General features: G+C 67.6%; 27 protein-coding genes and 1 other RNA gene. 22 read left to right on the top strand and 6 right to left on the bottom strand.

Translation table 11 applies throughout. The features are described 5' to 3' along the window. Positions 1-27 precede the first annotated feature (27 nt). Genes XcodCFBP4690_RS05400 through XcodCFBP4690_RS05380 form a run of 5 tightly spaced genes read left to right on the top strand, consistent with a single transcriptional unit; the run spans position 28 to position 5,285 of the window. Positions 28-897: a carbohydrate ABC transporter permease gene (locus XcodCFBP4690_RS05400; protein WP_104539977.1), complete on the top strand. Its 870-nt coding sequence runs from the start codon at positions 28-30 to the stop codon at positions 895-897. 1 nt (position 898) lies between these two features. Next, positions 899-1,729, top strand: a complete 831-nt coding sequence (locus XcodCFBP4690_RS05395) for a carbohydrate ABC transporter permease (RefSeq protein WP_104539976.1) — start codon at positions 899-901, stop codon at positions 1,727-1,729. Positions 1,730-1,753: 24 nt separating this feature from the next. Next, positions 1,754-2,776, top strand: a complete 1,023-nt coding sequence (locus XcodCFBP4690_RS05390) for an ABC transporter ATP-binding protein (RefSeq protein ID WP_104539975.1) — start codon at positions 1,754-1,756, stop codon at positions 2,774-2,776. A gap of 58 nt (positions 2,777-2,834) precedes the next feature. Further along, positions 2,835-3,608 (top strand): SDR family NAD(P)-dependent oxidoreductase, encoded by a 774-nt coding sequence (locus XcodCFBP4690_RS05385; RefSeq protein ID WP_104539974.1) that lies wholly within the window; start codon positions 2,835-2,837, stop codon positions 3,606-3,608. Positions 3,609-3,611: 3 nt separating this feature from the next. After that, the gene (locus tag XcodCFBP4690_RS05380; protein WP_104539973.1) at positions 3,612-5,285 is read left to right on the top strand and encodes an FGGY-family carbohydrate kinase; all 1,674 of its coding nucleotides are present in this window, start codon (positions 3,612-3,614) and stop codon (positions 5,283-5,285) included. A 200-nt stretch (positions 5,286-5,485) separates the two neighbouring features. On the opposite strand, the gene rpoZ is transcribed toward XcodCFBP4690_RS05380, so the two are convergent. The 3 genes from rpoZ to XcodCFBP4690_RS05365 all read right to left on the bottom strand — a co-directional run bounded on the left by rpoZ (position 5,486) and on the right by XcodCFBP4690_RS05365 (position 7,767). Next, positions 5,486-5,785: a DNA-directed RNA polymerase subunit omega gene (gene rpoZ / locus XcodCFBP4690_RS05375; RefSeq protein ID WP_104539972.1), complete on the bottom strand. Its 300-nt coding sequence runs from the start codon at positions 5,783-5,785 to the stop codon at positions 5,486-5,488. 364 nt (positions 5,786-6,149) lie between these two features. Then, the gene (gene gmk / locus XcodCFBP4690_RS05370) at positions 6,150-6,761 is read right to left on the bottom strand and encodes a guanylate kinase (RefSeq protein WP_064510492.1); all 612 of its coding nucleotides are present in this window, start codon (positions 6,759-6,761) and stop codon (positions 6,150-6,152) included. 145 nt (positions 6,762-6,906) lie between these two features. Beyond that, a complete protein-coding gene (locus XcodCFBP4690_RS05365) occupies positions 6,907-7,767 on the bottom strand; it encodes a YicC/YloC family endoribonuclease (protein ID WP_104539971.1) in 861 nt (286 codons plus the stop codon). A 105-nt stretch (positions 7,768-7,872) separates the two neighbouring features. Here XcodCFBP4690_RS05365 and rph point away from each other — a divergent pair, with 105 nt between their 5' ends. The 8 genes from rph to XcodCFBP4690_RS05325 all read left to right on the top strand — a co-directional run bounded on the left by rph (position 7,873) and on the right by XcodCFBP4690_RS05325 (position 15,656). After that, positions 7,873-8,598, top strand: coding sequence for a ribonuclease PH (rph, locus tag XcodCFBP4690_RS05360; RefSeq protein WP_104539970.1), 726 nt, complete (start codon positions 7,873-7,875; stop codon positions 8,596-8,598). Beyond that, the gene (locus XcodCFBP4690_RS05355; protein ID WP_104539969.1) at positions 8,595-8,987 is read left to right on the top strand and encodes a VOC family protein; all 393 of its coding nucleotides are present in this window, start codon (positions 8,595-8,597) and stop codon (positions 8,985-8,987) included. The genes rph and XcodCFBP4690_RS05355 overlap by 4 nt, the downstream gene beginning before the upstream one ends. Then, complete coding sequence (gene rdgB / locus XcodCFBP4690_RS05350) at positions 8,984-9,583, top strand: RdgB/HAM1 family non-canonical purine NTP pyrophosphatase (RefSeq protein WP_167394480.1); 600 nt, start codon at positions 8,984-8,986, stop codon at positions 9,581-9,583. Before XcodCFBP4690_RS05355 ends, rdgB begins: the two co-directional genes overlap by 4 nt. Before the next feature lie 15 nt (positions 9,584-9,598). Continuing rightward, positions 9,599-10,756: a radical SAM family heme chaperone HemW gene (gene hemW / locus XcodCFBP4690_RS05345; protein ID WP_104539967.1), complete on the top strand. Its 1,158-nt coding sequence runs from the start codon at positions 9,599-9,601 to the stop codon at positions 10,754-10,756. Between the two features lie 340 nt (positions 10,757-11,096). Further along, positions 11,097-13,499 (top strand): DUF1631 domain-containing protein, encoded by a 2,403-nt coding sequence (locus XcodCFBP4690_RS05340; protein ID WP_104539966.1) that lies wholly within the window; start codon positions 11,097-11,099, stop codon positions 13,497-13,499. After that, positions 13,496-13,843, top strand: a complete 348-nt coding sequence (locus tag XcodCFBP4690_RS05335; RefSeq protein WP_104539965.1) for a PilZ domain-containing protein — start codon at positions 13,496-13,498, stop codon at positions 13,841-13,843. The genes XcodCFBP4690_RS05340 and XcodCFBP4690_RS05335 overlap by 4 nt, the downstream gene beginning before the upstream one ends. Positions 13,844-13,903: 60 nt before the next feature. Beyond that, the gene (pepQ, locus tag XcodCFBP4690_RS05330; protein WP_104539964.1) at positions 13,904-15,229 is read left to right on the top strand and encodes a Xaa-Pro dipeptidase; all 1,326 of its coding nucleotides are present in this window, start codon (positions 13,904-13,906) and stop codon (positions 15,227-15,229) included. 28 nt (positions 15,230-15,257) lie between these two features. Continuing rightward, positions 15,258-15,656, top strand: a complete 399-nt coding sequence (locus tag XcodCFBP4690_RS05325) for an XVIPCD domain-containing protein (RefSeq protein WP_104539963.1) — start codon at positions 15,258-15,260, stop codon at positions 15,654-15,656. 302 nt (positions 15,657-15,958) lie between these two features. Here the strand turns inward: XcodCFBP4690_RS05325 and XcodCFBP4690_RS05320 are convergent, their stop codons facing one another. Both XcodCFBP4690_RS05320 and XcodCFBP4690_RS05315 read right to left on the bottom strand, forming a co-directional pair. After that, entirely contained in the window at positions 15,959-17,290 is a 1,332-nt protein-coding gene (locus XcodCFBP4690_RS05320; protein WP_104539962.1) for an aminopeptidase P N-terminal domain-containing protein, read from the bottom strand. A gap of 10 nt (positions 17,291-17,300) precedes the next feature. Then, the gene (locus XcodCFBP4690_RS05315) at positions 17,301-17,843 is read right to left on the bottom strand and encodes a YecA/YgfB family protein (RefSeq protein ID WP_064510481.1); all 543 of its coding nucleotides are present in this window, start codon (positions 17,841-17,843) and stop codon (positions 17,301-17,303) included. Between the two features lie 238 nt (positions 17,844-18,081). Between XcodCFBP4690_RS05315 and XcodCFBP4690_RS05310 the strand changes: the two genes are divergently transcribed. From XcodCFBP4690_RS05310 to XcodCFBP4690_RS05275, 8 genes are all read left to right on the top strand, one after another. Beyond that, on the top strand, positions 18,082-18,303 hold the full coding sequence (locus tag XcodCFBP4690_RS05310) for a TIGR02449 family protein (protein WP_104539961.1): 222 nt from the start codon (positions 18,082-18,084) through the stop codon (positions 18,301-18,303). Then, a complete protein-coding gene (locus XcodCFBP4690_RS05305) occupies positions 18,300-18,599 on the top strand; it encodes a cell division protein ZapA (protein ID WP_104539960.1) in 300 nt (99 codons plus the stop codon). The genes XcodCFBP4690_RS05310 and XcodCFBP4690_RS05305 overlap by 4 nt, the downstream gene beginning before the upstream one ends. Before the next feature lie 96 nt (positions 18,600-18,695). After that, positions 18,696-18,879, top strand: a non-coding RNA gene (ssrS, locus tag XcodCFBP4690_RS05300) — 6S RNA. A 224-nt stretch (positions 18,880-19,103) separates the two neighbouring features. Then, positions 19,104-19,694, top strand: coding sequence for a 5-formyltetrahydrofolate cyclo-ligase (locus XcodCFBP4690_RS05295; protein WP_104540054.1), 591 nt, complete (start codon positions 19,104-19,106; stop codon positions 19,692-19,694). Next, positions 19,691-20,167, top strand: coding sequence for an EVE domain-containing protein (locus tag XcodCFBP4690_RS05290; RefSeq protein ID WP_167394479.1), 477 nt, complete (start codon positions 19,691-19,693; stop codon positions 20,165-20,167). The genes XcodCFBP4690_RS05295 and XcodCFBP4690_RS05290 overlap by 4 nt, the downstream gene beginning before the upstream one ends. A gap of 98 nt (positions 20,168-20,265) precedes the next feature. After that, positions 20,266-20,913, top strand: coding sequence for a ribose-5-phosphate isomerase RpiA (gene rpiA / locus XcodCFBP4690_RS05285; protein WP_104539959.1), 648 nt, complete (start codon positions 20,266-20,268; stop codon positions 20,911-20,913). Between the two features lie 169 nt (positions 20,914-21,082). Continuing rightward, positions 21,083-21,529, top strand: a complete 447-nt coding sequence (locus tag XcodCFBP4690_RS05280) for a DUF192 domain-containing protein (RefSeq protein ID WP_104539958.1) — start codon at positions 21,083-21,085, stop codon at positions 21,527-21,529. A 40-nt stretch (positions 21,530-21,569) separates the two neighbouring features. Beyond that, positions 21,570-22,451, top strand: coding sequence for a SirB1 family protein (locus XcodCFBP4690_RS05275; protein WP_104539957.1), 882 nt, complete (start codon positions 21,570-21,572; stop codon positions 22,449-22,451). Between the two features lie 83 nt (positions 22,452-22,534). Here the strand turns inward: XcodCFBP4690_RS05275 and XcodCFBP4690_RS05270 are convergent, their stop codons facing one another. Further along, on the bottom strand, positions 22,535-22,774 hold the full coding sequence (locus tag XcodCFBP4690_RS05270) for a rubredoxin (protein ID WP_146091842.1): 240 nt from the start codon (positions 22,772-22,774) through the stop codon (positions 22,535-22,537). 23 nt (positions 22,775-22,797) lie between these two features. On the opposite strand from XcodCFBP4690_RS05270, the gene thiE reads away from it, so the two are divergent. Further along, positions 22,798-23,421, top strand: a complete 624-nt coding sequence (gene thiE / locus XcodCFBP4690_RS05265) for a thiamine phosphate synthase (RefSeq protein ID WP_104539956.1) — start codon at positions 22,798-22,800, stop codon at positions 23,419-23,421. Positions 23,422-23,781 lie beyond the last annotated feature (360 nt).

Genomic DNA, 23,781 nt, shown 5'->3' with positions numbered 1-23,781 from the left:
TTCGCCGCCCCTGCAACGGACCTTCCGATGGCCACGCAGCAAACCCAACGCCTCGCCCGCTTCCTGATCGCGCCGTCGATCCTGTTGTTGCTGGCGTGGATGATCGTGCCGCTGGCGATGACCGTGTGGTTCTCCACGCTGCATTACGACCTGCTCAACCCGGACAAGACCTTCGTCGGGCTGGGCAACTTCCGCTACTTCCTCAGCAACCCTGCCTTCTTCTCCTCGCTCGGCAACACCTTGCTGCTGGTCGGCTCGGTGCTGGCGATCACTGCCGGATGCGGCGTGCCGCTCGCCTTGCTGCTCGACCAGGCGTTCGTGGGCCGGCGCATCGTGCGCCTGTTGCTGATCGCCCCCTTCTTCGTGATGCCCACGGTCAGTGCGCTGATCTGGAAGAACCTGCTGATGCATCCGGTGTCCGGCTTGCTGGCCTGGCTATGGCAGTGTCTGGGGCTGACGCCGATCGACTGGTTCACCCAATACCCGATGCTGTCGATCATCCTGATCGTGGCCTGGCAGTGGCTGCCGTTCTCGGTGCTGATCCTGTTGACCGCACTGCAATCGCTGGACGAAGAACAGCAGGAAGCGGCGTTGATGGATGGTGCCGGTGTGTTCGACCGCTTCTTCCATCTCACCCTGCCGCATCTTGCGCGCCCGCTGACCATCGTGGTGCTGATCGAAACCATCTTCCTGCTGACGGTGTTCGTGGAGATCTACGTCACCACCGGCGGCGGCCCGGGCATGCAGACCACCAACCTGGCCTACCTGATCTATTCGCAGGCGCTGCTGCAGTACGACGTCGGCGCCGCCTCCGCCGGCGGCCTGATCGCGGTGGTGCTGGCCAACCTGGCGGCGATCTTCCTGGTCCGCATCGTCGGCAAGAACCTGGAGACCTGAGATGGCCCGTCGCGCGCCCGCCCTGCAAGTGCTTGCCACCACCCTCGCCGCCTGGGTGGTGGGTGGGGTGATGTTCTTCCCGATCCTGTGGATGTGGCTGACCAGCTTCAAGAGCGAGATCGACGCATTCTCCACTCCGCCCAGTTTCCTGTTCTTCCACTGGACGCTGGAAAACTACGCCGCCGTACAGGCCCGCAGCGATTACCTCGCGCATGCGTGGAATTCGGTGGCGGTGGCACTGGGCTCCACGTTGATCGCGCTGGCGATCGCCATCCCCGCGGCCTGGTCGATGGCCTTCGCACCGACCCGGCGCACCCGCAGCATCCTGCTGTGGATGCTGTCGACCAAGATGCTGCCGCCGGTGGGCGTGCTGGTGCCGATCTACCTGCTGTACCGCGACTGGGGCCTGCTGGATACCCAGCTCGGCCTGGTGATCGTGCTGTGCCTGGGCAACCTGCCGATCATGGTGTGGATGCTGTTCAACTACTTCAAGGACATCCCCAGGGACATCCTGGAAGCGGCGCGCATGGACGGCGCCACCATCGGCAAGGAGATCCTCTACATCCTTGCACCGATGGCGCTGCCCGGCATCGCCTCCTCGCTGCTGCTCAACGTGATCCTGGCCTGGAACGAGGCGTTCTGGTCGCTGAACCTGTCCTCGTCCAAGGCCGCGCCGTTGACCGCCTTCATCGCGTCCTATTCGAGCCCGGAAGGCCTGTTCTGGGCCAAGTTGTCGGCTGCCTCGACCATGGCGATCGCACCGATCCTGGTGCTGGGCTGGTTCTGCCAGAAGCAACTGGTGCGCGGGCTGACCTTCGGCGCCGTGAAATAACTCACTCAACGCAACAGGTGGTTCATGGGACGCGTCACGCTGCAAGCTGTCAGCAAATCCTTCGGCGACACGCAGGTCATCCATGGCGCGGACCTGGAGATCGACGACGGCAAGTTCGTGGTCTTCGTCGGCCCGTCCGGTTGCGGCAAGACCACCTTGTTGCGGCTGATCGCCGGGCTGGAAGACGTCAGCGGCGGGCGCATCCTGATCGATGGCGACGATGTCACCAAGCTGCCGCCGGCCCGGCGCGGGCTGTCGATGGTGTTCCAGTCGTATGCGCTGTATCCGCACATGAGCGTGCGCAAGAACATCGCCTTCGGGCTGAAGATGGCGCGCGTGCCCAAGGCCGAGATCGAGCGTCGCGTGGCGCAGGCCGCCACGGTGCTCAACCTCACCGACTATCTGGACCGCAGGCCAGGCCAGTTGTCCGGCGGCCAGCGCCAGCGCGTGGCGATCGGCCGCGCCATCGTGCGCGAACCCAAGGGCTTTTTGTTCGACGAACCGCTGTCCAACCTGGACGCCGCCTTGCGCGTGCAGATGCGCCTGGAAGTCACCCGCCTGCAGAAACAACTCAGGACCACCGCGGTCTACGTCACCCACGATCAGGTCGAGGCGATGACCATGGCCGACGAGATCGTGGTGCTGCAGGCCGGGCGTATCGAACAGGTCGGCACGCCGCTGGAACTCTACGAGCGCCCGGCCAATGTCTTCGTGGCCGGCTTCATCGGCTCCCCACGCATGAACCTGCTGCAAGGCGAGGTGGCCGCGCGCCATGGCGCGGTCACGCTCGGCGTGCGTCCGGAACATATCGCCGTGCACCGCGGCAGCACTACGGCCGCTGCCGGCGGCGAAGTCTGGCAGGGCAGCGTGCTCCAGGCCGAACACCTGGGCAGCGACACCTTCGTCTATGTGGAGATCCCCGGCGTGGGCACCGTGGATGCGCGCTGTACCGGCGACCTGCGCGTTGCCGTGGGCGACACCGTCACCTTGCTGCCCAACCCGCAACACCTGCATCGCTTCGACGCCGGCCAGCAGGCCATGCGCTGAGCGCTGCAGCGCTCACCCGTTCCCTCCCCCACGTGCAAGACCCAGCAGGAGACATGCGATGTATCTGGACAAGTTCAAACTCGATGGCCGCGTAGCGGTCGTCACCGGCGGCGGCCGCGCGATCGGCCTGGCCATCTGCGATGCGCTGGCCGAAGCCGGCGCCCAGGTAGTGATTGCCGACCACGACATCGCCGTGGCCGAGCAAGGTCTGGCCACCCTGCGCAGCAAGGGCCTGGAGGCGGAGATCGTGCAGATGGACGTCACCGATTCGGCGCGCGTGACCCAGGTGGCCGACGAGCTGCACGCCAGGTTCGGCAAGGTCGACATCCTGGTCAACAACGCCGGCATCGCGCGCAGCCAGACCCCGGCCGAAACCGTCACCGACGAGCACTGGCTCAATGTCATCGACGTCAATCTCAACGGCACCTTCTGGTGCTGCCGCGCCTTCGGCAAGCACATGCTGGACGGCGGCGACGGCGCCATCGTCAATGTCGGTTCGATGTCCGGCTTCATCGTCAACAAGCCGCAGGCGCAGGCGTACTACAACGCCTCCAAGGCGGCGGTGCACCACCTGACCAAATCGCTGGCCGCCGAATGGGGCAACCGCGGTGTGCGCGTCAACGCGGTGGCACCGACCTATATCGCCACGCCCTTGAACGCCTTCGTCAAGGAAGACCCCGCGATGTACGCCGCCTGGATCGGCGGCACGCCGATGGGGCGACTGGGCGAAGTGGAAGAAATCGCCTCGGTCGCATTGTTCCTGGCCTCCCCCGCCGCCAGCCTGATGACCGGCAGTATCGTGCTGGCCGACGGCGGCTATACCTGCTGGTAAGCCATGCATTGGACCGACGATGCTGTGTTCATCGGCGTGGACGTGGGCACCGGCAGTGCACGCGCCGGGCTGTTCGACGCGCGCGGCCGCCTGCTCGGCAGCGCGCGCCATCCCATCCAGACCTGGTATTTGCCCGGCGATATGGTCGAGCAATCGTCCGCGGACATCTGGCAGGCCTGCGTGCAGGCGATCCGCGCGGCGCTGGCGCAGGCCGGCGTGGATGTTGCGCGGGTGGCCGGGATTGGCTTCGACGCCACCTGTTCGCTGGTGGCGGTGGCCGCCGACGGCGGGCCGGTGTGCATCAGCCCTGGCGGCCAGGCCGATCGCGATGTGATCGTGTGGATGGACCATCGCGCCGTCGCCCAGGCCGAGCGCATCAACGCCACCGGCGACCCGGTACTGCGCTATGTCGGTGGGCAGATTTCGCCGGAAATGCAGATCCCCAAGCTGCTCTGGCTCAAGCAGCATCTGCCCGACAGCTATGCGCGCGCCGCGCACCTGTTCGACCTGGCCGACTGGCTGAGCTGGCGTGCCACCGGCAGCACCGACCGCTCGCTGTGCACGGTCACCTGCAAGTGGACCTACGTGCAGCACACCGGCGGCTGGAGCCCGGCCTTCTTCGAACGCATCGGCCTGGCCGAGTTGCTCGTCAAGGACGCTGCACGGATCGGCAGCCGGATCGTTGCACCGGGCGCCGCACTGGGCCAGGGGCTGACGCCCACGGCGGCCGACGAACTGGGTCTGCAGGCCGGGATCGCGGTGGGCGCGGCCCTGATCGATGCGCATGCCGGCGCCATCGGCACCCTCGCCAGTCCCGCCGCGGACGGCCAGCCGGTGCCGCTCACCGCACGCGCGGCCTACATCCTGGGCACCTCGGCCTGCGTGCTGGTGAGCACGCAGACCGCGTGCTTCACGCCCGGTGTCTGGGGACCGTATGGCTCTGCGCTGGTGCCGGGGCTATGGCTCAACGAGGGTGGGCAATCGACCGCCGGCGTGGCGATCGACACCCTGGTGCGCTCGCATCCGGGCTATGCCGATGCCAGCGCGCAGGCCACCGCGGCCGGGCTGGATGTCCTGCAATGGCTGGAGCAACGCATCCTGGCGCAGGTACGGACGCCCTCGCACGCCGCCCTGCGCGCGCACGCGCTGCACGTGCTGCCGGACTACCTGGGCAACCGCTCGCCCGCCGCCGACCCCAGCGCCCGGGCGGTCATCGTCGGGCTCGGCATCGACCACGATCTCGATGGCCTGGAGGCGCTGTATGTCGCGGGTATCTGCGGGCTGGGCTACGGGCTGGCCGACATCCTCGACGCGCTGCGCGGGCAAGGCGTGCGCATCGACAGCGTGATCATGAGCGGTGGGGCAAGCCACAGCCGGCTGGTGCGCCAGCTGATGGCCGATGCCTGCGGCATCCGGATGGACGTGGCCGCCACGGCCGAACCGGTACTGCTGGGTAGCGCGATGCTGGCGGCGGTGGCCAGCGGTGCGTACGCCGACCTGCCGGCAGCGATGGCGGCAATGAGCGCACCCGGCGCCGGGACCGCGCATACGCCGGCAGACATCGCCCGTTTCCACGCTGCAAAGCGCCGCGGCTACACCGCCATGCAGGCGCTGGAGCGCTCGCTGCGTAGTGAGATGGCGCAGGCGATGCCCGAGCGCATCACCACGGGCGTCTGACAGAACGCGTAGCGTCGTCCACCGCGGCCGGGCCGCGCAGCGAAAGCAGCATGCATGGGACTGCCCGTGGCCTGCACGTTTGGCGGCCTGCATGCACGCCGGCTTCGATCCACCGCACTCAACGCAAGCGGCCCGCACGAGGCGGGCCGCTTGCAGATCGCTTGCCGGCCGCGCGAGGCGCTTCGGCATCCCGCAACGACTCAGTCGTCGTTCTTGGACATGTCTTCGTCGGCGACCACTTCGGCGGCGGCCCATTCCAGCGCTTCGCGCTCGGCACGCTCGCGTTCGGCCTTCTCGACTTCGTCGATCAGCGCGTTGTCGATCCGGCGGGCGGCGATCTCGCGCAGCGCCATCACGGTGGGCTTGTCACCGGCGTCGGCGTTCTCGATCAGCGGCTGCACGCCGTTGGCGAGCTGACGGGCGCGCTTGGAGGCCATCATGACCAGCTCGAAACGGTTGTTCACGACTTCCAGGCAATCTTCTACGGTAATGCGGGCCATGCGGGCTCCCGGCGACCGGCAACGGCCGCGCATCGAATGAGGGAAAGGGGCGGAGTGTACGCCTGCCCTGCGGGCCGGGCAACCGGTGGCCGTTCAGTTTCCTTTGGAATCAGCGACTTGAGCCGCGACACCCGGACACCCCCGACCTTGCGGTGCGCAGAACGACCGGTCGCGTTCCGCCTTGGCCCCGCGCTCGTGCGCTCCAGCCATCCGATCCGGGCAGCACACAGATCCATCGCCATCGGGCAAGGAGAGACACGAAGGCGCCGCGGATTCGAGGCAAAACAAGACGTCACGAACCATGCACCTTCGCACTGCTGCAAAACCGCGTTCGCCACTGCGCGCGCTGCCTGGCCGATTATGGTTAATCCAGCAAGGCCTGGATCAGCTGCGCATGCCGCTGCTGCTGCGCCTGCCGACGCAAGCGGCTTGCGGTGAAGATGGCGCACATCTCCGACACCGCGGTGTCGAAGGTTTCGTTGATGATGACGTAGTCGAACTCTTCGAAATGCAGCATCTCTTCGCGCGCGGCGGCCAGGCGCTGCGCCATCACGTCCTCGCTGTCCTGGCCGCGCTTGCGCATGCGCTCGTCCAGCGCCTGGCGCGACGGCGGCAGGATGAACACGCTCACCGCATCGGGCACCTTCTGCCGCACCTGGCGCGCACCCTGCCAATCGATCTCCAGCAGCACATCATGGCCGGCGGCCAGCTGCGGCTCCACCGACTGCCGCGCGGTGCCCTTCCAGTCGCCGTGCACCAGCGCGTACTCGAAGAAATCACCCGCTTCGATCATGCCCTGGAACTCGTCGGCAGAGACGAAATGGTAGTGCTCGGCATGCCGCTCGCCCGGCCGCGGCGCGCGCGAGGTGAACGAGATCGACAAGGCGATCTTCGGGTCGCGTGCCAGGGTGGCGTTGACGATGCTGCTCTTGCCGGCGCCCGAGGGGGCCGCAACGATATAGAGAGTGCCGCGCATAGGATCAGGGATTCGGAATTGGGGAGTCGGGATTCGCGAACGGACTGCGGACCGGTACCACCGGGGTCGACATGCTACCGGGATTGGGCGCAGCCCGCAGACATCGGGAACCGGCAACTGCCCCATCCCGAATCCCGAATCCCGGCTATTCGATGTTCTGCACCTGCTCGCGGATCTGGTCGATCAGCACCTTCAGGTCCACCGCAGCGTTGGAGGTGCGGCTGTCCACCGATTTGGAGCCGAGCGTATTGGCCTCGCGGTTGAATTCCTGCAGCAGGAAATCCAGGCGGCGGCCCACCGGTTCGCGCTGCTTGAGCACGCGGCGGATCTCGCCGATATGGCTGGACAGCCGGTCCAGTTCTTCGTCCACGTCGAGCTTCTGCAGCCACAGCACCAGTTCCTGCTCGGCGCGGCCCGGGTCCACCGGATGCGGCAGGTCGGCCAGGCGTGCGGCCAGCTTGGCGCGCTGGCCTTCGCGGATCACCGGGATCAGGCTGCGCACCTGCGCGGCGATGCGCTCGATCGCATCCACCCGTTCGCCGATTGCCTCGGCCAGCTTGGCGCCTTCGCGCTCGCGCGCAGCCACGAAACTGTCCACCACCTCGTCCAGCAAGGCCAGCGCCTGTGCCTGCAGGGCCGGCGCATCCACGTCCTGCACCTGCAGCACGCCGGGCAGTTGCAGCAGTTCGGTGAAGCCCACCTGCAGCTTGGGGAAGCTCGCGTCCAGCCGCATGGCCAGCGCGCCCAGTTCCTGCAGCAGCGCCTCGTTCACCGCCAGGGTCTGCGCGTTGTCCGGCGCGCGCAGGCGCAGCGTCAGGTCCAGCTTGCCGCGGCTGTTCCTGGCCGCCACGCGCTCGCGCAGCAACGGCTCCAGCGCACGCAATTCCTCCGGCAGGCGCGTGCCCACTTCCAGAAAGCGGTGGTTGACCGAGCGCAGCTCGCAGCCGAGCGTGCCCCAGGGCGTGATGCGTTCGCCGCCGGCAAACGCGGTCATGCTTCGGATCATCGTCAATCCCGTCCCATCAAAGCGCGAATGGTACCCTAGCCTCCCGCGCTGGCTGACCGCCCCGCCACGCGCCGACCGACCACCTCCCGACTTCCGGACTCACGCATGACCTTTTCCCGTCCCAGCGGCCGCATGGCCGATCAGCTGCGCCCGGTGCGCATCGAACGCGCCTTCACCCGCCATGCCGAAGGCTCGGTGCTGGTGAGCTTCGGCGACACCCGCGTGCTGTGCACCGCCAGCGTGGAAAACCGCGTGCCGAACTTCCTGCGCGGCAAGGGCGAAGGCTGGGTCACCGCCGAATACGGCATGCTGCCGCGCTCCACCCACACCCGCTCCGACCGCGAAGCCGCACGCGGCAAGCAGGGTGGGCGCACGCTGGAAATCCAGCGTCTGATCGGCCGCGCACTGCGCGCCTGCGTGGATCGCAATGCCCTGGGCGAGCGCACCATCACCCTGGACTGCGACGTGCTGCAGGCCGATGGCGGCACCCGCACCGCGGCCATCACCGGCGCCTACGTGGCGCTGGCCGATGCGGTGAACCTGCTGCTCAAGCGTGGCGACATCAAGAAGCATCCGCTGATCGGCGCGGTGGCAGCGGTGTCGGTGGGCATCTACCGCGGCGAGCCGGTGCTGGACCTGGATTACCCGGAAGACAGCGACTGCGACACCGACATGAACGTGGTGATGAACGACGGCGGCGGCTTCATCGAGCTGCAGGGCACGGCAGAAGGCCATGCCTTCCGCCGCGAAGAACTCGATGCGCTGCTGACGCTGGCTGAAAAAGGCATGGGCGAACTGTTCGCGCTGCAACGCGCCGCGCTGGCCGCATGAAGCGGCGTATCGCCCTGACCACGCTGTTGGTGGCCGACTACGACGCGGCCATTGCCTGGTACACCGGCGCGCTGGGCTTCCAGGTGCTGCAAGACCGTGCACTGGGCGAGGGCAAGCGCTGGGTGGTGATCGGCCCTGGCGGCGCAGACGAGGCCGCCCTGCTGCTCGCGCAACCGGGCGATGCCGCACAACAGGCACGTATCGGCGACCAGACCGGCGGACGGGTGGATCATTTCCTCTACACCGACGACTTCTGGCGCGACCACGCGGCGATGCAGGCATTTGGTGTGGAATTTCTGGAAACCCCGCGCGAGGAACCGTACGGCACGGTCGTGGTGTTCCGCGACCTGTACGGCACCCGGTGGGATCTGCTGGAGCCCAGGCAATGAAACAACTGGTATTGGCCAGCGGCAACGCCGGCAAGCTGGAAGAACTGCGCGCCATGCTGGCCGGCCTGCCGCTGCAGATCGTGGCGCAGGGCGAGCTGGGCGTGGAGGATGTACCGGAAACCGGCCTCACCTTCGTCGAGAATGCCTTGATCAAGGCCCGCCACGCCAGCGCAGTGACCGGCCTGCCGGCACTGGCCGACGACTCGGGCCTGATCGTCGATGCCCTGGGCGGCGCGCCCGGCCTGTACAGCGCGCGCTATGCCGGCAGCCCCACCAACGCACAGGCCAACAACGCCAAATTGCTCGAGGCGATGCGCGTGGTGCCGGCCGAGCGCCGCAGCGCGCGTTTCTATGCGGTGATCGTGCTGCTGCGCCATCCGGAAGATCCGCAGCCGCTGATCGCCGAAGGCAGCTGGGAAGGCGTCATCACCACTGCGCCGCGCGGCGACGGTGGGTTCGGCTACAACCCGGTGTTCCTGGACCCGGTGCATGGCCTGACTGCCGCAGAAATGGACAGCGACCTGAAGAACCGCCTGAGCCATCGCGCAGTGGCGTTGGCCACGCTGCAGCACAAGCTACGCGCGCTGGCGCTGTGACCGACGCGTGGTGCCATGCCTGAGCTGATTCCGCCGCCGCTGTCGCTCTATGTGCACCTGCCCTGGTGCGTACGCAAGTGCCCGTACTGCGATTTCAATTCGCATGCGGCCAAGGGTGCGTTGCCGTTCGACGATTACGTGGATGCGCTGATCCGCGATCTGGATGCGGATCTGCCGTTGGTCTGGGGCCGGGTGGTGCATTCGGTGTTCTTCGGCGGTGGCACGCCCAGCCTGTTTCCGCCTGCGGCGATCGACCGCTTCCTGCAGGCGGCCGCGGCGCGGCTGCGGTTTGCGCCGAATCTGGAAATCACCCTGGAAACCAATCCGGGCACTGCCGAACATGGGCGCTTCGAGCATTACCGCGCCGCCGGCGTGAACCGGCTGAGCTTTGGCGTGCAGAGCTTCGACGATGTGGCGCTGCAACGGCTCGGCCGCATCCACGACAGCGGCGAAGCCGAACGTGCGATCAAGCTGGCGCAGGATGCCGGCTACGACAATCTCAACATCGACTTGATGTACGCCCTGCCCGAGCAGACGCTGGCCCAGGCCGAGCACGACCTGGAACGCGCCTTCGCGCTGCAGCCCACCCATCTGTCGCACTACCAGCTCACGCTGGAGCCGAACACGGTGTTCTTCGCGCGGCCGCCCACCGGCATTCCCGACGACGATGCGGCCTGGGATATCCAGGAACATTGCCAAGCCTTGCTGGCAGAGGCCGGCTACGCGCAGTACGAAGTCAGCGCCTACGCCAAACCGGGGCGGCAGTGCGCGCACAACCTCAATTACTGGCGCTTCGGCGATTACCTGGGCATCGGCGCCGGCGCGCACGGCAAGATCAGTTCCGGCGCGCAGCAGCAGGTGCTGCGCCGCTGGAAGCACAAGCATCCGCAAAGCTATCTGGCCAGCGCCGGCATGGCGGCGTCGATCGGCGGCGACGACCCCGTGCCGCGCGAACGGCTGCCGTTCGAATACATGCTCAACCTGCTGCGGCTGCACGAAGGCTTCCGGCTGGCCGACTTCGAAGCCTGCACCGGGCTGCCGGCCTCGGCGATTGCCGCACCGCTGGCGCGCGCGCAGGCGCAGGGCTGGCTGGTCGAGCACGACGGGCGCATGCTGCCCACCGAACTGGGCCGCCGTTTCACAAACGACGTGGTCGAGCTGTTCCTGGACTGACTGCCACCGCGCGCAACAGGTGAGCGGCCTGCGCCACGCAGGCACGGCAAACGCGCTGCCGCAAGATCACCATCGGCCAGATGCAGCTTGCGGCGGCACAACGCAGTCTCTGCGCGTCAGCCGACCGGCAGCGGCCGCGCCTGCCTGGCGGCTGCCTGCCCGCTGCAGCGGCCGGCCCGGTGGCTGCAGCTTGCTACCGGAGGCGAACCTGCTCGGGCTCACGACGGTCTGCCATCGCCTGCGCCTGTGGAGAGCAACGGCCGGACAGCCTCCGCACGCAGGTTCGCTCGGTAGCGGAAACATGCTACATAGCTCACGCTTCGAACCGAGCCTGCCCCGGATGTCCACGCCCGCCTCTTCCCTGCAGCCCACGCTCAGCGGTCCGATCGCCGATGCGCCAGTGTCCGCGCGCGGCCGGCGCCTGCTGGGCATGTTGCATGCGCACTGCGTGCAGGCGCTTGGCGGGCCGCTGCGGCTGACCATCGTCGAGCTGGAGCGCGAGCTGCTGCACAAGGCCGAACATGCGCGCAACAGCCAGATCCAGGCCGACACCTACGCGCAGACACGCGGGCTGCGCGATCACATCGACCGCTTTCCGCAGCGCTTCCTGCAGGAACTGGCGCAGGACCTAGCCAACCTGCACGCACGCCCTGCGTTGATGCCGCCACCGGATGCGACGGCGCATCCGCAGATGCTCACGCTGGTGGAAGACACCGAGATCGACCGCGACATCGTGCTCAGCGAGATCGCCCGGCGCGAGACCTCGCGGCGCGCCCATGCACTGCAATTGCTCGCGCAGCGGCTGGCGGTGATCGGCGCGGTGCCCGAATTCGAACTGGAAGCCCTGCCGCTCGGGCCGTACGCGCTGTGCCGGATCCTGCGCGAGTGCGGCCACGCGCTCGGGCTCAACCTGGATGGTCAGCTGACCCTGTACAAGGTGTTCGAGCGCCAGGTGATGGACCGGCTGGGCGACCTGTTCGAACGCGCCAATAGCGCCCTGGAACACGAGGGCATCCTGCCGGGACTGATCTATCACCCGTACCTGATCAAACCCACCCAGGTCCAGACCCGGCGCACGGCACCGGCCGCCGCGGGCACGCCCAAGGATGCGACCAGCCGCGGCAGCGCACAACGCACGGGGCGCCCGGCCACCGGCTGGAGTGGCGCAGCCGCACCGACCGCCTGGCAGAGCGCGCTGCTCGATCCGCAGGGCGCCGCCGCTGCAACGCCGGCTGCCGCCGCCAAGGGCGCAGTGGCCGGCTCACCGGCACTGGCCGATGCCGCGCAGGCGCTCGGGGGCCTGATGTCTTCGGCGCGCCAGGCACAGATCGCCGGCAACGCGCACCAGGGCGCCGCGCCAGGCAGCCTGGTGCAGGCCGCCGCGGCACAGCCTGCCGCACCATCCGCTGCGGCGGCCTCGGTTGCGGTACCCAAGGCCGCGCTCGGCGAGGCCCTGGCCAGCCTGCAAGGCGCCCTGCGCGCGCAGGCCGACCCGCTGCCGCAGGCCAGCGGTATCGATGCGGTCCAGCGTCAGGTGCTGGAGGTGCTGCGTGCCCAGCATGGCCCTGGCGCGGCGCTGTCGCCGCAGGACACCGACACCTTCGACCTGCTCGGCCTGCTGTATGCGCAGATGCAGCGCGAGGTCCGCGAGCACACCCCGGCACAGGCGCTGCTGGCCAGACTGCAGGTTCCGGTGGTGCGCGCCGCGCTGACCGACACGCATTTCTTCGTGCGCGACCAACACCCGGTGCGCGAGCTGCTCAACACCGTGGCCGAGTCCGGCGCGGTGTGGCTGGGCGAAGACGACATCGACCCGCAGCTGCTGCACAAGCTGGGCAGCGCGGTCGACCGCATTGTGGACACCTACCAGGGCGACGAAGCGGTGTTCGCCGCCGCCAACGACGACATCCAGGCGCACCTGCGCGCGCTCGGCCGCAAGGCCGAGGTCGCCGAACGCCGGCACGTGGATGCCGCCCGCGGCAAGGAGCGGCTGGAATCGGCCAAGCAGCAGGCCCAGGCCCGCATCGAAGACCTGTGCGAACGCAGCGCACCGCCGCGCTTCGTGCAGTCGCTGCTGCGCCAGGCCTGGTCCGATGTGCTCACCCTCACCCTGCTGCGCCAGGGCGAACAATCGCCCGAATGGGACGAACGCCAGGCCTTGACCGCGCGCATCGCCGAGGCCACCTGCCGCAGCAAGGGCGAGCCCATCGACAGCGCGCTAGCCACCGATGTGGAAACCGCGCTGCTGCAGGTCGGCTACCACCACGACGAAGCGGCCGCGATCGCGCGCCGCCTGGCCACGCCCGGCGGCGAGGACGCACTCACCTCGCGCACCGAGCTCACCGCCAAGCTCAAGGCGCGCGCACGGCTGGGCGACCAGGGCGAGGGCGCAGCGCGCAAGCCGGCCGCGGCCCCGCGCACGCCGGCCGAAGAGGAGTACTACACGCAGTTGCGCAGCCTGCCCTTCGGTACCTGGTTCGAATTCACCATCAACCAGCAGGGCGACCTGCGCCGGCAGCGGCTGTCCTGGTACAGCCCGATGACCGACCACGCGCTGTTCGTCAATCAACGCGGGCAGAAGGTTGGCGACCACTCGCTCGACGGTCTGGCACGGCTGATGGCCAGTGGCCAGGCGCGGCTGCTGGTGGAAGAAAAATCGCGACTGATCGATCGTGCCTGGCATGCCACCGTACGCACGCTACGCAGCCTGGCCGGCCAATCCCCCGCCGAGACATCGCCATGATCCAGGACACCCGCCGCGCGCCCCGCCGCCAGCCCAGCGACCTGGTGCCGGTCATCGACATGCTGACCGAGGCGCAGATCGGCCGCGTCGGCAATGTCTCCGAGACCGGCATGTTGCTGTTGGCCTCGGTTCCGCTGCACGATGATGCGCTGTACCAGCTGCGCTTCAGCCTGCCCGAGCGCATCGGCCGTGCGACCGAGATCGATGTCGGTGTGCACCTGCTGTGGTCGGACGCGGCACACGCACCGGGCCAGGCCTGGGCCGGCTTCCGCTTCCTGAGCATGTCCGAGCCGCATCGCATGCGCCTGCGTGCCTGGATCGCCGAAGAACACATGGTGGGCTGACCGCGTCACCGGGTTTGCGGCAAAATCGATGTTTGCTTCGCATCGCCGATCGAGTCCTGCATGACCCAGCCCTCCCTGAGCCGCCTGTATTCCGACCACCTGCGCACGCTCACCGCGCGTGCCGACCAGGCGCTGCAGCGCGGTGGTTTCGATCATCTGGTGGTGCCCAGCGGCAACCTGCATTACCAGGTGTTCGACGACCGCGATTACCCGTATGCGGTCAATCCGCAGTTCAAGGCCTGGGTACCGCTGACCCGGGTGCCCAACAGCTGGCTGGTCTACACACCGGGCCAGCGACCGACGGTGATCTTCCATCAGCCGTTCGACTACTGGCACGTGGTGCCTGATGCACCGAGTGGCTGGTGGGTGGAACACTGCGATATCCACATCATCCGCACGCCCGAGGAGGCGCTGGCGCTGCTGCCCGCGCGCAGCGAACGCTGCGCCATCCTGGGCGAGGCCAACAGCGCGCTCGGCGCCTACGTACCGAACAACCCGCAGCCGGTGCTCGATTATCTGGAGTATCGGCGCGCCTTCAAGACGCCCTACGAACTGGCGCTGATGCGTATCGCCCAGCAGCTGGCCGTGCGCGGTCATCGCGCCGCCGAAGCCGCGTTTCGCGCCGGCCAGAGCGAATTCGGCATCCACATGGCCTACTGTGGCGCAGTGGGCCAGGACGCCAACGAACTACCCTATGGCAACATCATCGCGCTCAACGAGCATGGCGCGGTGCTGCATTACACCGAGCTGGGCCAGCAGCCGCCGCAACCGCTGCGCAGCTTCCTGATCGATGCCGGCGCCTCGGCCCACGGCTATGCCAGCGACATCACCCGCACCTATGCCGCCGATACCGGCAGCGAGTTCCAGGCGTTGATCGATGCGGTGGACGCCGCGCAATTGCGCATGGGCCAGGGCGTGCGTGCCGGCGTGGACTACAGGCAGCTGCACGTCGATGCGCACCTGGCGCTGATGGGCATCCTCAAGGAGTTCGGCATCCTCACCATCTCGCCCGAGGCGGCCCTGGCCACCGGCGTCAGCGCCGCATTCTTCCCGCACGGCCTGGGCCACCTGATCGGCCTGCAGGTGCATGATGTGGCGGGGTTTGCCGCCAGCGACCAGGGCGGGCGCATCGAGCGGCCCGCGGGTCATCCGTATCTGCGCCTGACCCGCGTGCTTGAGCCGGGCATGGTGGTGACCATCGAACCGGGCGTGTATTTCATCGACATGCTGCTGGAGGAAGTGAAGAAGAACGGCCACGCCGCCAGCATCGACTGGCAGCGCGTGGAATACTTCAAACCCTATGGCGGCATCCGCATCGAAGACGAAGTGGTGTGCACCGACGACGCGCCGGAAAACCTGACGCGCCCGGTATTTGCCGCCGCATGACCGGCCCTGTGCCGCACGGAGCATTCCCATGAACGACCCACGTCAGGCCTCGCATCCGGACCATCCGATGTATCAGCAGATCGAACGCGGCGTGCACGCGATCGACGCCGCGCACGGGCGCACGCCCGACCAGGCCAGCGCGCGGCTCACCGCCGCGCTGTTGCCGCTGGCCAAGGAGAACGGCCTGTCGCGCGTGGATCACGTGCTGATGAGCCAGGCGAACGGCACCGGTGTGCACAGCGGCGAGAACGTGTTCGTGGTGCAGGGCGAGCCGACCAACCCGGCGCATCTGCGCGCGCACATGAAGACCGAGCAGGCGCTGAGCACACCCGAAGCGCAGTCGTTCGAGCGTGCACGCCAACTCACCGGCCCCGGCGAGCAGGAACAGCAGCCAGAGCGCAGCCAGACGCCGCAGCTGGGGCAGTAGCACGTACAAGGCACCACAGCTGGCACTGCGGCGATCGCGGCGAACAGAAAGAGGCGCGGCATCCACGCGTTCGCACCGGACCCTGCGCAGGCTACGGCGCGTGCATCGGGGGGCGTACGCATTGCCTCCATTGCAGCCGCCCTCAGCTCGACACCGCGGCAAAGGCATCTGGCCTGGGCGCCTGCCATTTCCGCTCGATCTCATCGAGAAGGACACCTGCAGTCGCCGTCGGTGCCGGGAGGTACGCGCCGCGCACGCCATCGCCGCGACCCAGGCACGCCGACCGCATCGGAGAAACCACCTCAGGCGACGACGCCCGCCATCTCCGCTTCGATCTCATCGGCGCTGCGCGCCAAGGCATCGGTCAGCACGCGGTGGCCGTCGGCGGTGATCAGCACGTTGTCTTCGGTGCGGATGCCGATGCCGCGCCACCGGGCCTCCACCGAGGTGTCGTCGGCGGAGACATACAGCCCCGGCTCGATGGTGAACACCATGCCCGGTTCGAGCAGCCGCGACTCGCCGGCCAGCTTGTAGTCGCCGACATCGTGCACGTCCAGGCCCAGCCAGTGACCGGTCTTATGCCGGTAGAACCGCTTGTAATGACCTTCGGCGATGTTGCGCTCCAGCTTGCCCTTGAGCAGGCCCAGCCGCAGCAGGCCTTCGGTGAGGGTTTCCACGGCGGCCAGATGCCCCGCCTCGTAGGCCACGCCCGGGCGCGCCTGCGCCAGCGCAGCCGCCTGCGCGGCGCCGACCAGGTCGTGCAGCGCGCGCTGGGCCGGGGTGAAGCGGCCGTTGACCGGAAAGGTGCGGGTGATGTCGGCCGCGTAGCCGCGGTACTCGGCGCCGGCATCGATCAGCACCAGCTCGCCATCGCGGCTGCGTGCGTTATTGGCGCGGTAATGCAGCACGCAGGCATTGCTGCCGGTGCCGACGATGCTGCCGTATGCCGGCCACGCATCGGCGGCGCGGAATTCGCGTTCGATCTCGGCCTGCAACGCGTATTCGTGCACGCCCGGGCGCGCCAGCCGCATCGCTGCACGATGCGCGCGCACGCTGATGTCGGCGGCCTGCTGCATCAGCGCGATCTCGTCGCGCGACTTGAACAGGCGCTGCTCGTGCAACAGATGTCCCAGCTCCAGGAATTCGTGCGGCGGCTGCGCGCCGTGGCGCACCTGCTCGCGCACCCGCTTGAGCCAGCCGATCAGCTTGAGGTCGAAATCGACGTCGCGACCGAAGTGGTAGTACACACGGCTACGGTCTTCGAGCAGACCCGGCAGGATCTCGTCCACATCGTCGATGGGATAGGCATCGTCCATGCCATAGCGCTCCACCGCGCCTTCCTGTCCTTCGCGCGGGCCGTCCCAGGCTTCGCGCTCGGCATCGCGCTCGCGGCAGAACAGGATCGCCTCGCCGTGTCTGCGGCCGGGCACCAGCACCAGCACCGCTTCGGGTTCGGGAAACCCGCTCAGGTACCAGAAGTCCGAATCCTGTCGATACGGATAATGGGTGTCGTGGCTGCGCACGCGCTCGGGCGCGGCCGGCAGGATGAGGATGGCGTGCTCGCCGGCCATCTGCATCAGCTGCCTGCGCCGGCGCGCGTATTCGGCAGCGCCGATCCCGGTGAGCTTTTTCATAGGGCGACGATCAGTTCAGACGTTGGCGGAAACGCGGCCCCATCACGCAGTCGCCATGCAGCAACAGCACCGCCACGCGCACGAATTCTTCGATCTCGGCCAGCGCCGTATCGTCTTCCTCGCCGGCATCGAAATCCTCGCTGGAGGCCTGCGCCAGACGCGCCAGGTCCTGCAAGGCCTCCTCGCCCTCCTCGGTCAGCGCCGGGCGCTGTTGCGCGGCCAGCCCGAAGCCGCCCAGGAACGCACGGCACCAATCGAACAAGGCGTCGGTACGTGCCGGCAGCGGGGCACCGTCTTCGACCAGCAGCAGTTCGAAGGCGAAGTCGCGGTCTTCCAGCTGCGCCACGGTGGCCTGGCGCAGCTGATCCAGCGCGCCGCCCTGCGTTGGCGCCACCTGGGAGGGTTCGGCAAGGATGCGCGCCAGCCAGTCGGCGCTGTCCGCGCCGCCGCCAGACAGCCACCCGCACAGCCCGCCATGCAGTTCCGCCGCAGAGGACGCCAGCGCGAGCTGGCGGCTTTCGGTTTGCACAGCGGTCACGTCAGGCAGATCCATCGAGTCATCCAGTTAAGAGCAGTAAGGTACCCGCGCATGCCGGGCGATGTGACTTGCCAGTGTACCAAGGTGCCCTCCCCCTCCGCCGCCATCACATGGTTCCATGCAGCGTTCCACGCCTGTCGCGCCAGGCCGGGACCACGCGGCGCCGGGCCTTGGCAGGCTTGCGCTTGCGGGGTACCGCCGTCCGTCAATAGAGCGCTTGACCGCCGCGCGCACGCCCACCTATCGTGAGTGCATGGACAACGCCGCCGCCCTCGCCCAGATCCGCGCACTTGCCGCCCGCGTGGAGGCGTTGGTCGAGCGTACTCAACGATTGAGCGACGAGAACCGCAGCCTGCGCCATCAGCAGGAGCAGTTGATCGGCGAGCGTTCGCAGTTGCTGACCAAGAACGAACAGGCGCGCTCGCGCGTGGAAGCGATGATCACGCGGTTGAAGTCACTGGAGCAGCACACGTGAGCAGCAACGAACCGGTCAGCGTGCGTATTCTGGATCGTGAATACACGGTGGGCGTCACCGCCGAGGAACGCGAGAGCCTGACGGCCGCCGCGCGTCTGCTGGATCTGCGCATGCGCGAGATCCGCGGTAGCAACCGCATGGCCGCAGTGGACCGCGTCGCGGTGCTGGCCGCGCTCAACCTGGCGCATGAATTGCAGCAACTGCGCGACCAGCAAGCGCTGTACGACCGTGAATTGGCGACCACGCTGGACAGCTTGAATCGCCGTCTGGACAGCGTGGCCGATACGCCACGTTGAGGCGCACGTCGCAGTGCCGTCGCAAAGATGAACTTTCGAACGCGCGTACCGACGAATGGGCTAGCCATCGCGCGGCAGAGGTCTATAATTCGCCTGCGTTCTCTGCTGTAAACGACAGCGTGCAAAACATTCGCCTTGTCCCTTAATTACGACCACGGGGGCGCGACGAAGCCGGGTGTGCAAGTCCGCCTTGTAGCGGGAAGCCCGATGGCCTCACAACGTCCCCACTTGAACCCCGGGTTCAAGGTCGTTTCGCCCGCATCGTCACGGCGGAGAATGCAAATCTGAAACGGCGCCTTCGGGCGTCGTTTCTTTTTGTGCGATTGAACATGTCTGCGGCCCCCATCCGTGATGCAGGCCCTGCTACACGCCCACGCCGTGACCCAGTTCCATCGAACCGCCGCTTACCGGGTCGCTGCGCAACAGGCGAACGCAGCGCTGGCGCTGCTAGGCAGGCGTGCGCGCGGCAACGACAATGCACCACCCTTCTGCGGCGAGAAAGCGATGACCCAGGATCGAGAGGCGTTACGCCAGCAATTGCGCGCGCAGCGCCGTAGCGTGCCGGCTGCGCAGCGCCTGGCCGCCGCCGATGCCTTGGCGTCGCGCTTGCTGGCGCTGCCGTTTGCGCCGCAGACCGGCGCGGTGGCGGGGTATTGGGCGATGGATGGCGAGATCGCCCTGCATCGCTGGCAACTGAGCCTGCCGGCGGGCGTGCGCTACTGCCTGCCGGTGCTGGACGGACGCGTGCTGCGCTTTGCGCCGTGGCAGCCGGGCCAGGGGCTGGTCAGCAATCGCTATGGAATCCCGGAGCCGGAGGTGGCGCTTGCCGAAACCCTGGCACCGGAAGACATGGCCTTAGTGATCGCTCCGCTTACCGGCTTCGACGCGGGTTGCCGGCGGCTGGGCATGGGAGGCGGCTGGTATGATCGCAGCTTCGCGTTCCGGCATCGCCAGGCGCCGCCGCCCTGGCTGGTCGGCGTCGGCTTCGCCGCGCAACAGGTGCCTGCCCTGCCGACCGAACCCTGGGACGTGGCGGTAGATGCCATCTGCACCGAACACGCCACTCTCCTGAAAGACGACGCCGTTTCCGTATGACTGCCCGCAAGCGCTACTGGTTGATGAAGTCCGAACCGGACACCTTTTCCATCGACGATCTGCAACGGGTCGGCACCGAGCCGTGGAATGGCGTGCGCAATTACCAGGCGCGCAACTTCATGCGCGATGGCATGCACGTGGGCGATGGCGTGTTTTTCTATCACTCCAACTGCAAGGTGCCCGGCATCGTCGGCATCGCCAGGGTGGCCAGCGCCGCGTACCCGGACGATACCCAGTTCGACCCGAAATCCGACTACCACGACCCCAAGTCCAGCCGCGAAGACCCGCGCTGGATGCTGGTGGATGTGGCGTTCGAGCGCAAACTCAAACGTACGATTTCGCTGGACGAGATCAAGCAGCACGCCGATGCGCTGGGCGAAGGCTTCCCGCTGATTGCACGCGGCAACCGCCTGTCGATCCTGCCGGTGACTGCCGCGCAGTGGAAGCTGCTGTTGGCGATGGAATCGCCGTGATTCGGGATTCGGGATTGGGGATTCGCTCAATGCCCGCAGCCCGACGTGCACCGCTCTGACGAATCCCGACTCCCCAATCCCCAATCCCGAGCCCAAACATGTCCGAAGCAAAACGCCTGGCCGCCGAGAAAGCCATCGATTACGTGGAAGACGGCATGATCGTCGGTGTGGGCACCGGCTCGACGGTGGCCTATTTCATCGATGCACTGGGCCGTATCGGCCATCGCATCAAGGGTGCGGTGTCCAGTTCCGAACAGAGCACCGCACGGCTGCGCCAGCATGGCATCGAAGTGCTGGATCTGAACCACACCGGCAATCTGTCGCTGTACGTGGATGGCGCCGACGAGTGCGACCCGAACCGTTGCCTGATCAAGGGCGGCGGCGCGGCGCTGACGCGCGAGAAGATCATTGCCGAGGCCAGCGAGCGCTTCATCTGCATCGTCGACCCGAGCAAGCAGGTGCCGGTGCTGGGTAAGTTCCCATTGCCGGTGGAAGTGATTCCGATGGCGCGCAGCCTGGTGGCGCGCCAGATCCTGGCGCTCACTGGCGGCCAGCCGGTGTGGCGCGACGGCGTGGTCACCGACAACGGCAACGTGCTGCTGGACGTGCACAACCTGCAGATCACCGACCCGGTGGCGCTGGAGCGCAGCGTGAACCAGATCCCCGGCGTGGTCTGCGTGGGTTTGTTCGCACGCCGCCCGGCCGATGTGGTGATCGTCGGCGGCGAACCGCCGCGCGTGCTCTGACGCACCACGCGCGGCCCCATTCGCGCGCCCATGCCGGGCGCGGACACCAGGCAGCCTGCACCCGGCGATGCCGGCCCCGCATGACTCTGGTGGCCTGGCATGCCGGCGGCTTGACGCACGCCGGCGCATGACAGATGGTGCGCCATCCCTCGCCTCGTCGGTCTGCCGCATGCGCCCTGTCCGCTTCCTCGCCCTTGCCTGCCTGATCCTGCTCGCCGGCTGCGCCAGCGGCGGCGCGTGGGTGGAACTGGCCGGCACGCGCTACCAGGTGGAACTGGCGCAGAACGATGCCGATCGCATCCGGGGGCTGATGTTCCGCGACGCCATGGACGAAGACCGCGGCATGCTGTTCATCCACGACCGCCAGGAACCGCTGGCGTACTGGATGAAGAACACCAAGATCGCGCTGGACATCCTGTATTTCGACGACCAGCGCCGGCTGGTCTCGCAGCAGCGCGATGTGCCGCCGTGTTCGGCCGGCGATGCCTGCCCGTCCTATCCCAGCAAGGCGCCGGCCCGTTACGTGCTGGAGCTCAATGCCGGCCAGGCCGCCAGGCTCGACCTCCAGGATGGCACCGAACTTGTTTTCAGTCCGGATATTCCCAAGCTGAAGTGATTCACAGCGATGCGGTGTCTCCTGTCAGGAAGTACCGGACTTGAACCCCGCGCCGCTTGCCGACACTCTTGGCAGCATGGTCGACATGCTCCCACTTCCCCATTGGACCGCGCTCGCCAGCCTGGACGACGATGCGGTGCCGTTGATGTCCACCGCGCTGCTGATTGCGCGCGACGAGTATCCGCAACTGGATGCCGAGTTGTATGACACCCTGGTGCAGAGCCACGTCGAACACCTGCGCCGCGAGGTGGATGCGATCGACCTGTGGCCGCTGAAGATGGCCGCGGTCAACCGCTACCTGTTCGATGAGCTGGGATATTGCGGCAATCACGACGAGTACTACGACCCGCGCAACAGCTATCTCAATCAGGTGTTCGAGCGCCGGCTGGGCAACCCGATCTCGCTGGCGATGGTGCAGATCGAAGTGGCCCGGCGCCTGGGCATCCCGCTGGCGGGGGTCTCCTTTCCCGGGCATTTCCTGGTGCGCCTGCCGGTGGACGACGGCGTGCTGGTGATGGACCCGTTCAACGGCGGTCGCCCGCTGGGCGTGGACGAGTTGCGCGAGCGCGCCCGCCCGCACCTGGGCGGTGAGATTCCCGACGACCGCGCGCTGGCGCAGATCCTCGACCCGGCCCCGCACCGCGCGATCCTGATCCGCATCCTGCGCAACCTGCATGGCGTCTACGCCGATGCCGAGCACTGGGACCGCGCCGCGCGCAGCGCCGACCGCATCCTGAAGCTGGTGCCGGACCAACCCGAGGCGTTGCGCGACCGCGGCATGGCCTACCTGCACCTGGGCCACCGTTCCGGTGCACGCCACGATCTGTCGCGTTACCTGCTGCTCAATCCAGGCGCGCAGGACGCAGGCAATCTGCACGAGCACCTGGTCGAGTTGAACAGTCAGCGCGCTCGCGCGCACTGAGCCTGCCCGCATCGCGATCCGCTTGGCCGCCGCAGCGTGGCTCTGCTGCCCGTGATCGATATCCGATCCAGGCGGGCAGGCGCTCAGTCGATCTCCACCATCTCGAAGTCGTCTTTGGTGACGCCGCAGTCCGGGCAGGTCCAGGTGTCGGGCACGTCCTGCCAGGCGGTGCCGGGGGCGATGCCTTCTTCGGGAATGCCGTCGGCCTCGTTGTAGAGAAACCCGCAGACGACGCACATCCAGGTGCGGTAGGTGGTCGTGGATGTGTCGCTCATCGGATAATCGCGGTCACGTAACGGTGGGACTGCATTGTCCCACTCCACCCTCCGCTTTCGGAAGCGCTGCCATGCCCAACCGTCTCGACGCCCGCGGCGTGTACCTGATCACCCCCGACGAGCCCAACACCCAGCGCCTGCTGTTGCGCACCGCGCCGTTGTTGGCGTCGATCACCTGGCTGCAGTACCGCAACAAGCAGGCCGATGCGGCGCTACGGCTGCGCCAGGCCAGCGCCCTGCGCGAGGCCTGCGCGGCGCACGGCGTGCCCTTGATCATCAACGACGATACGCAGCTGGCCGCGCAGGTCGGTGCGCAAGGCGTGCACCTGGGCGAAGACGATGGCGAAGTGGGAGCCGCACGCGCGCTGTTGGGGGAGCGGGCCATCATCGGGGTGTCGTGCTACGACGAGATCACGCGCGCGCGCGCCGCAGCGGCTGCCGGCGCCAGCTACGTGGCGTTCGGCGCGTTCTTTCACACCACCACCAAGCAGACCACCCGGCGCGCCACGCCTGCGCTATTGCAGCAGGCTGCCGAGCTGGGCCTGCCGCGGGTGGCGATCGGCGGGATCGCGCCCGCACAGGTGCCCGAACTCGTCGCCGCCGGCGCCGATCTGATTGCCGTGGTCAGCGGTGTCTATGCGGCCCAGGATCCGGTCGCCGCGGTGCAGGCATATCGCGCCGGGTTTGGGTCGTAGTGCTGCAAGCGTTGAAGACGATTGATGCTAGCTGCGTCGTACGCCGCTCGCGCAGGATTGAATGGATTGCTTGCACCACGTGTACCGACCATCGTGACGGGTTCTTGCCAGCTCACCGTCGCGGGCGGGCAAGGGCCGTGCAGCAAGGTCGCAGCGTCGAGGGCGCGGTGCCCTCACCGCTCGCGGGGCACGCCGCAAGTACGTCCATGTAGGCTCGGTGGCGGCATCCGTGCCGCCACACGGTCCCGCAATCGGCGAGGACACCACGCCAGACAGTTGGCTGGTGGTTTTGTTGAAGAGCATTAAAGACACCGCGTCGCTGGTTGCTTTTTTGCAAAGGTGTCCACCGACCATCTCGAC

The organism is Xanthomonas codiaei (assembly GCF_002939785.1).
Taxonomy (GTDB): domain Bacteria; phylum Pseudomonadota; class Gammaproteobacteria; order Xanthomonadales; family Xanthomonadaceae; genus Xanthomonas; species Xanthomonas codiaei.
The sequence above is the reverse complement of the archived record's forward strand: the minus strand, read 5'-3'. Positions and strand labels throughout refer to the sequence as shown.

Bases quoted from the DNA above. Each gene is read 5' to 3' on its own strand.
- XcodCFBP4690_RS05390 (WP_104539975.1), top strand. From the start codon at position 1,754: ATGGGACGCGTCACGCTGCAAGCTGTCAGCAAATCCTTCGGCGACACG.
- XcodCFBP4690_RS05320 (WP_104539962.1), bottom strand. From the start codon at position 17,290: ATGAAAAAGCTCACCGGGATCGGCGCTGCCGAATACGCGCGCCGGCGC.
- XcodCFBP4690_RS05295 (WP_104540054.1), top strand. From the start codon at position 19,104: ATGACCCAGGATCGAGAGGCGTTACGCCAGCAATTGCGCGCGCAGCGC.
- gmk (WP_064510492.1), bottom strand. From the start codon at position 6,761: ATGCGCGGCACTCTCTATATCGTTGCGGCCCCCTCGGGCGCCGGCAAG.
- XcodCFBP4690_RS05290 (WP_167394479.1), top strand. From the start codon at position 19,691: ATGACTGCCCGCAAGCGCTACTGGTTGATGAAGTCCGAACCGGACACC.
- XcodCFBP4690_RS05325 (WP_104539963.1), top strand. From the start codon at position 15,258: ATGAACGACCCACGTCAGGCCTCGCATCCGGACCATCCGATGTATCAG.
- rpiA (WP_104539959.1), top strand. From the start codon at position 20,266: ATGTCCGAAGCAAAACGCCTGGCCGCCGAGAAAGCCATCGATTACGTG.
- pepQ (WP_104539964.1), top strand. From the start codon at position 13,904: ATGACCCAGCCCTCCCTGAGCCGCCTGTATTCCGACCACCTGCGCACG.
- XcodCFBP4690_RS05340 (WP_104539966.1), top strand. From the start codon at position 11,097: ATGTCCACGCCCGCCTCTTCCCTGCAGCCCACGCTCAGCGGTCCGATC.
- rpoZ (WP_104539972.1), bottom strand. From the start codon at position 5,785: ATGGCCCGCATTACCGTAGAAGATTGCCTGGAAGTCGTGAACAACCGT.
- XcodCFBP4690_RS05280 (WP_104539958.1), top strand. From the start codon at position 21,083: ATGCGCCCTGTCCGCTTCCTCGCCCTTGCCTGCCTGATCCTGCTCGCC.
- XcodCFBP4690_RS05380 (WP_104539973.1), top strand. From the start codon at position 3,612: ATGCATTGGACCGACGATGCTGTGTTCATCGGCGTGGACGTGGGCACC.
- XcodCFBP4690_RS05335 (WP_104539965.1), top strand. From the start codon at position 13,496: ATGATCCAGGACACCCGCCGCGCGCCCCGCCGCCAGCCCAGCGACCTG.
- rph (WP_104539970.1), top strand. From the start codon at position 7,873: ATGACCTTTTCCCGTCCCAGCGGCCGCATGGCCGATCAGCTGCGCCCG.
- rdgB (WP_167394480.1), top strand. From the start codon at position 8,984: ATGAAACAACTGGTATTGGCCAGCGGCAACGCCGGCAAGCTGGAAGAA.
- XcodCFBP4690_RS05365 (WP_104539971.1), bottom strand. From the start codon at position 7,767: ATGATCCGAAGCATGACCGCGTTTGCCGGCGGCGAACGCATCACGCCC.
- thiE (WP_104539956.1), top strand. From the start codon at position 22,798: ATGCCCAACCGTCTCGACGCCCGCGGCGTGTACCTGATCACCCCCGAC.
- XcodCFBP4690_RS05395 (WP_104539976.1), top strand. From the start codon at position 899: ATGGCCCGTCGCGCGCCCGCCCTGCAAGTGCTTGCCACCACCCTCGCC.
- XcodCFBP4690_RS05385 (WP_104539974.1), top strand. From the start codon at position 2,835: ATGTATCTGGACAAGTTCAAACTCGATGGCCGCGTAGCGGTCGTCACC.
- XcodCFBP4690_RS05355 (WP_104539969.1), top strand. From the start codon at position 8,595: ATGAAGCGGCGTATCGCCCTGACCACGCTGTTGGTGGCCGACTACGAC.
- hemW (WP_104539967.1), top strand. From the start codon at position 9,599: ATGCCTGAGCTGATTCCGCCGCCGCTGTCGCTCTATGTGCACCTGCCC.
- XcodCFBP4690_RS05400 (WP_104539977.1), top strand. From the start codon at position 28: ATGGCCACGCAGCAAACCCAACGCCTCGCCCGCTTCCTGATCGCGCCG.
- XcodCFBP4690_RS05310 (WP_104539961.1), top strand. From the start codon at position 18,082: ATGGACAACGCCGCCGCCCTCGCCCAGATCCGCGCACTTGCCGCCCGC.
- XcodCFBP4690_RS05315 (WP_064510481.1), bottom strand. From the start codon at position 17,843: ATGGATCTGCCTGACGTGACCGCTGTGCAAACCGAAAGCCGCCAGCTC.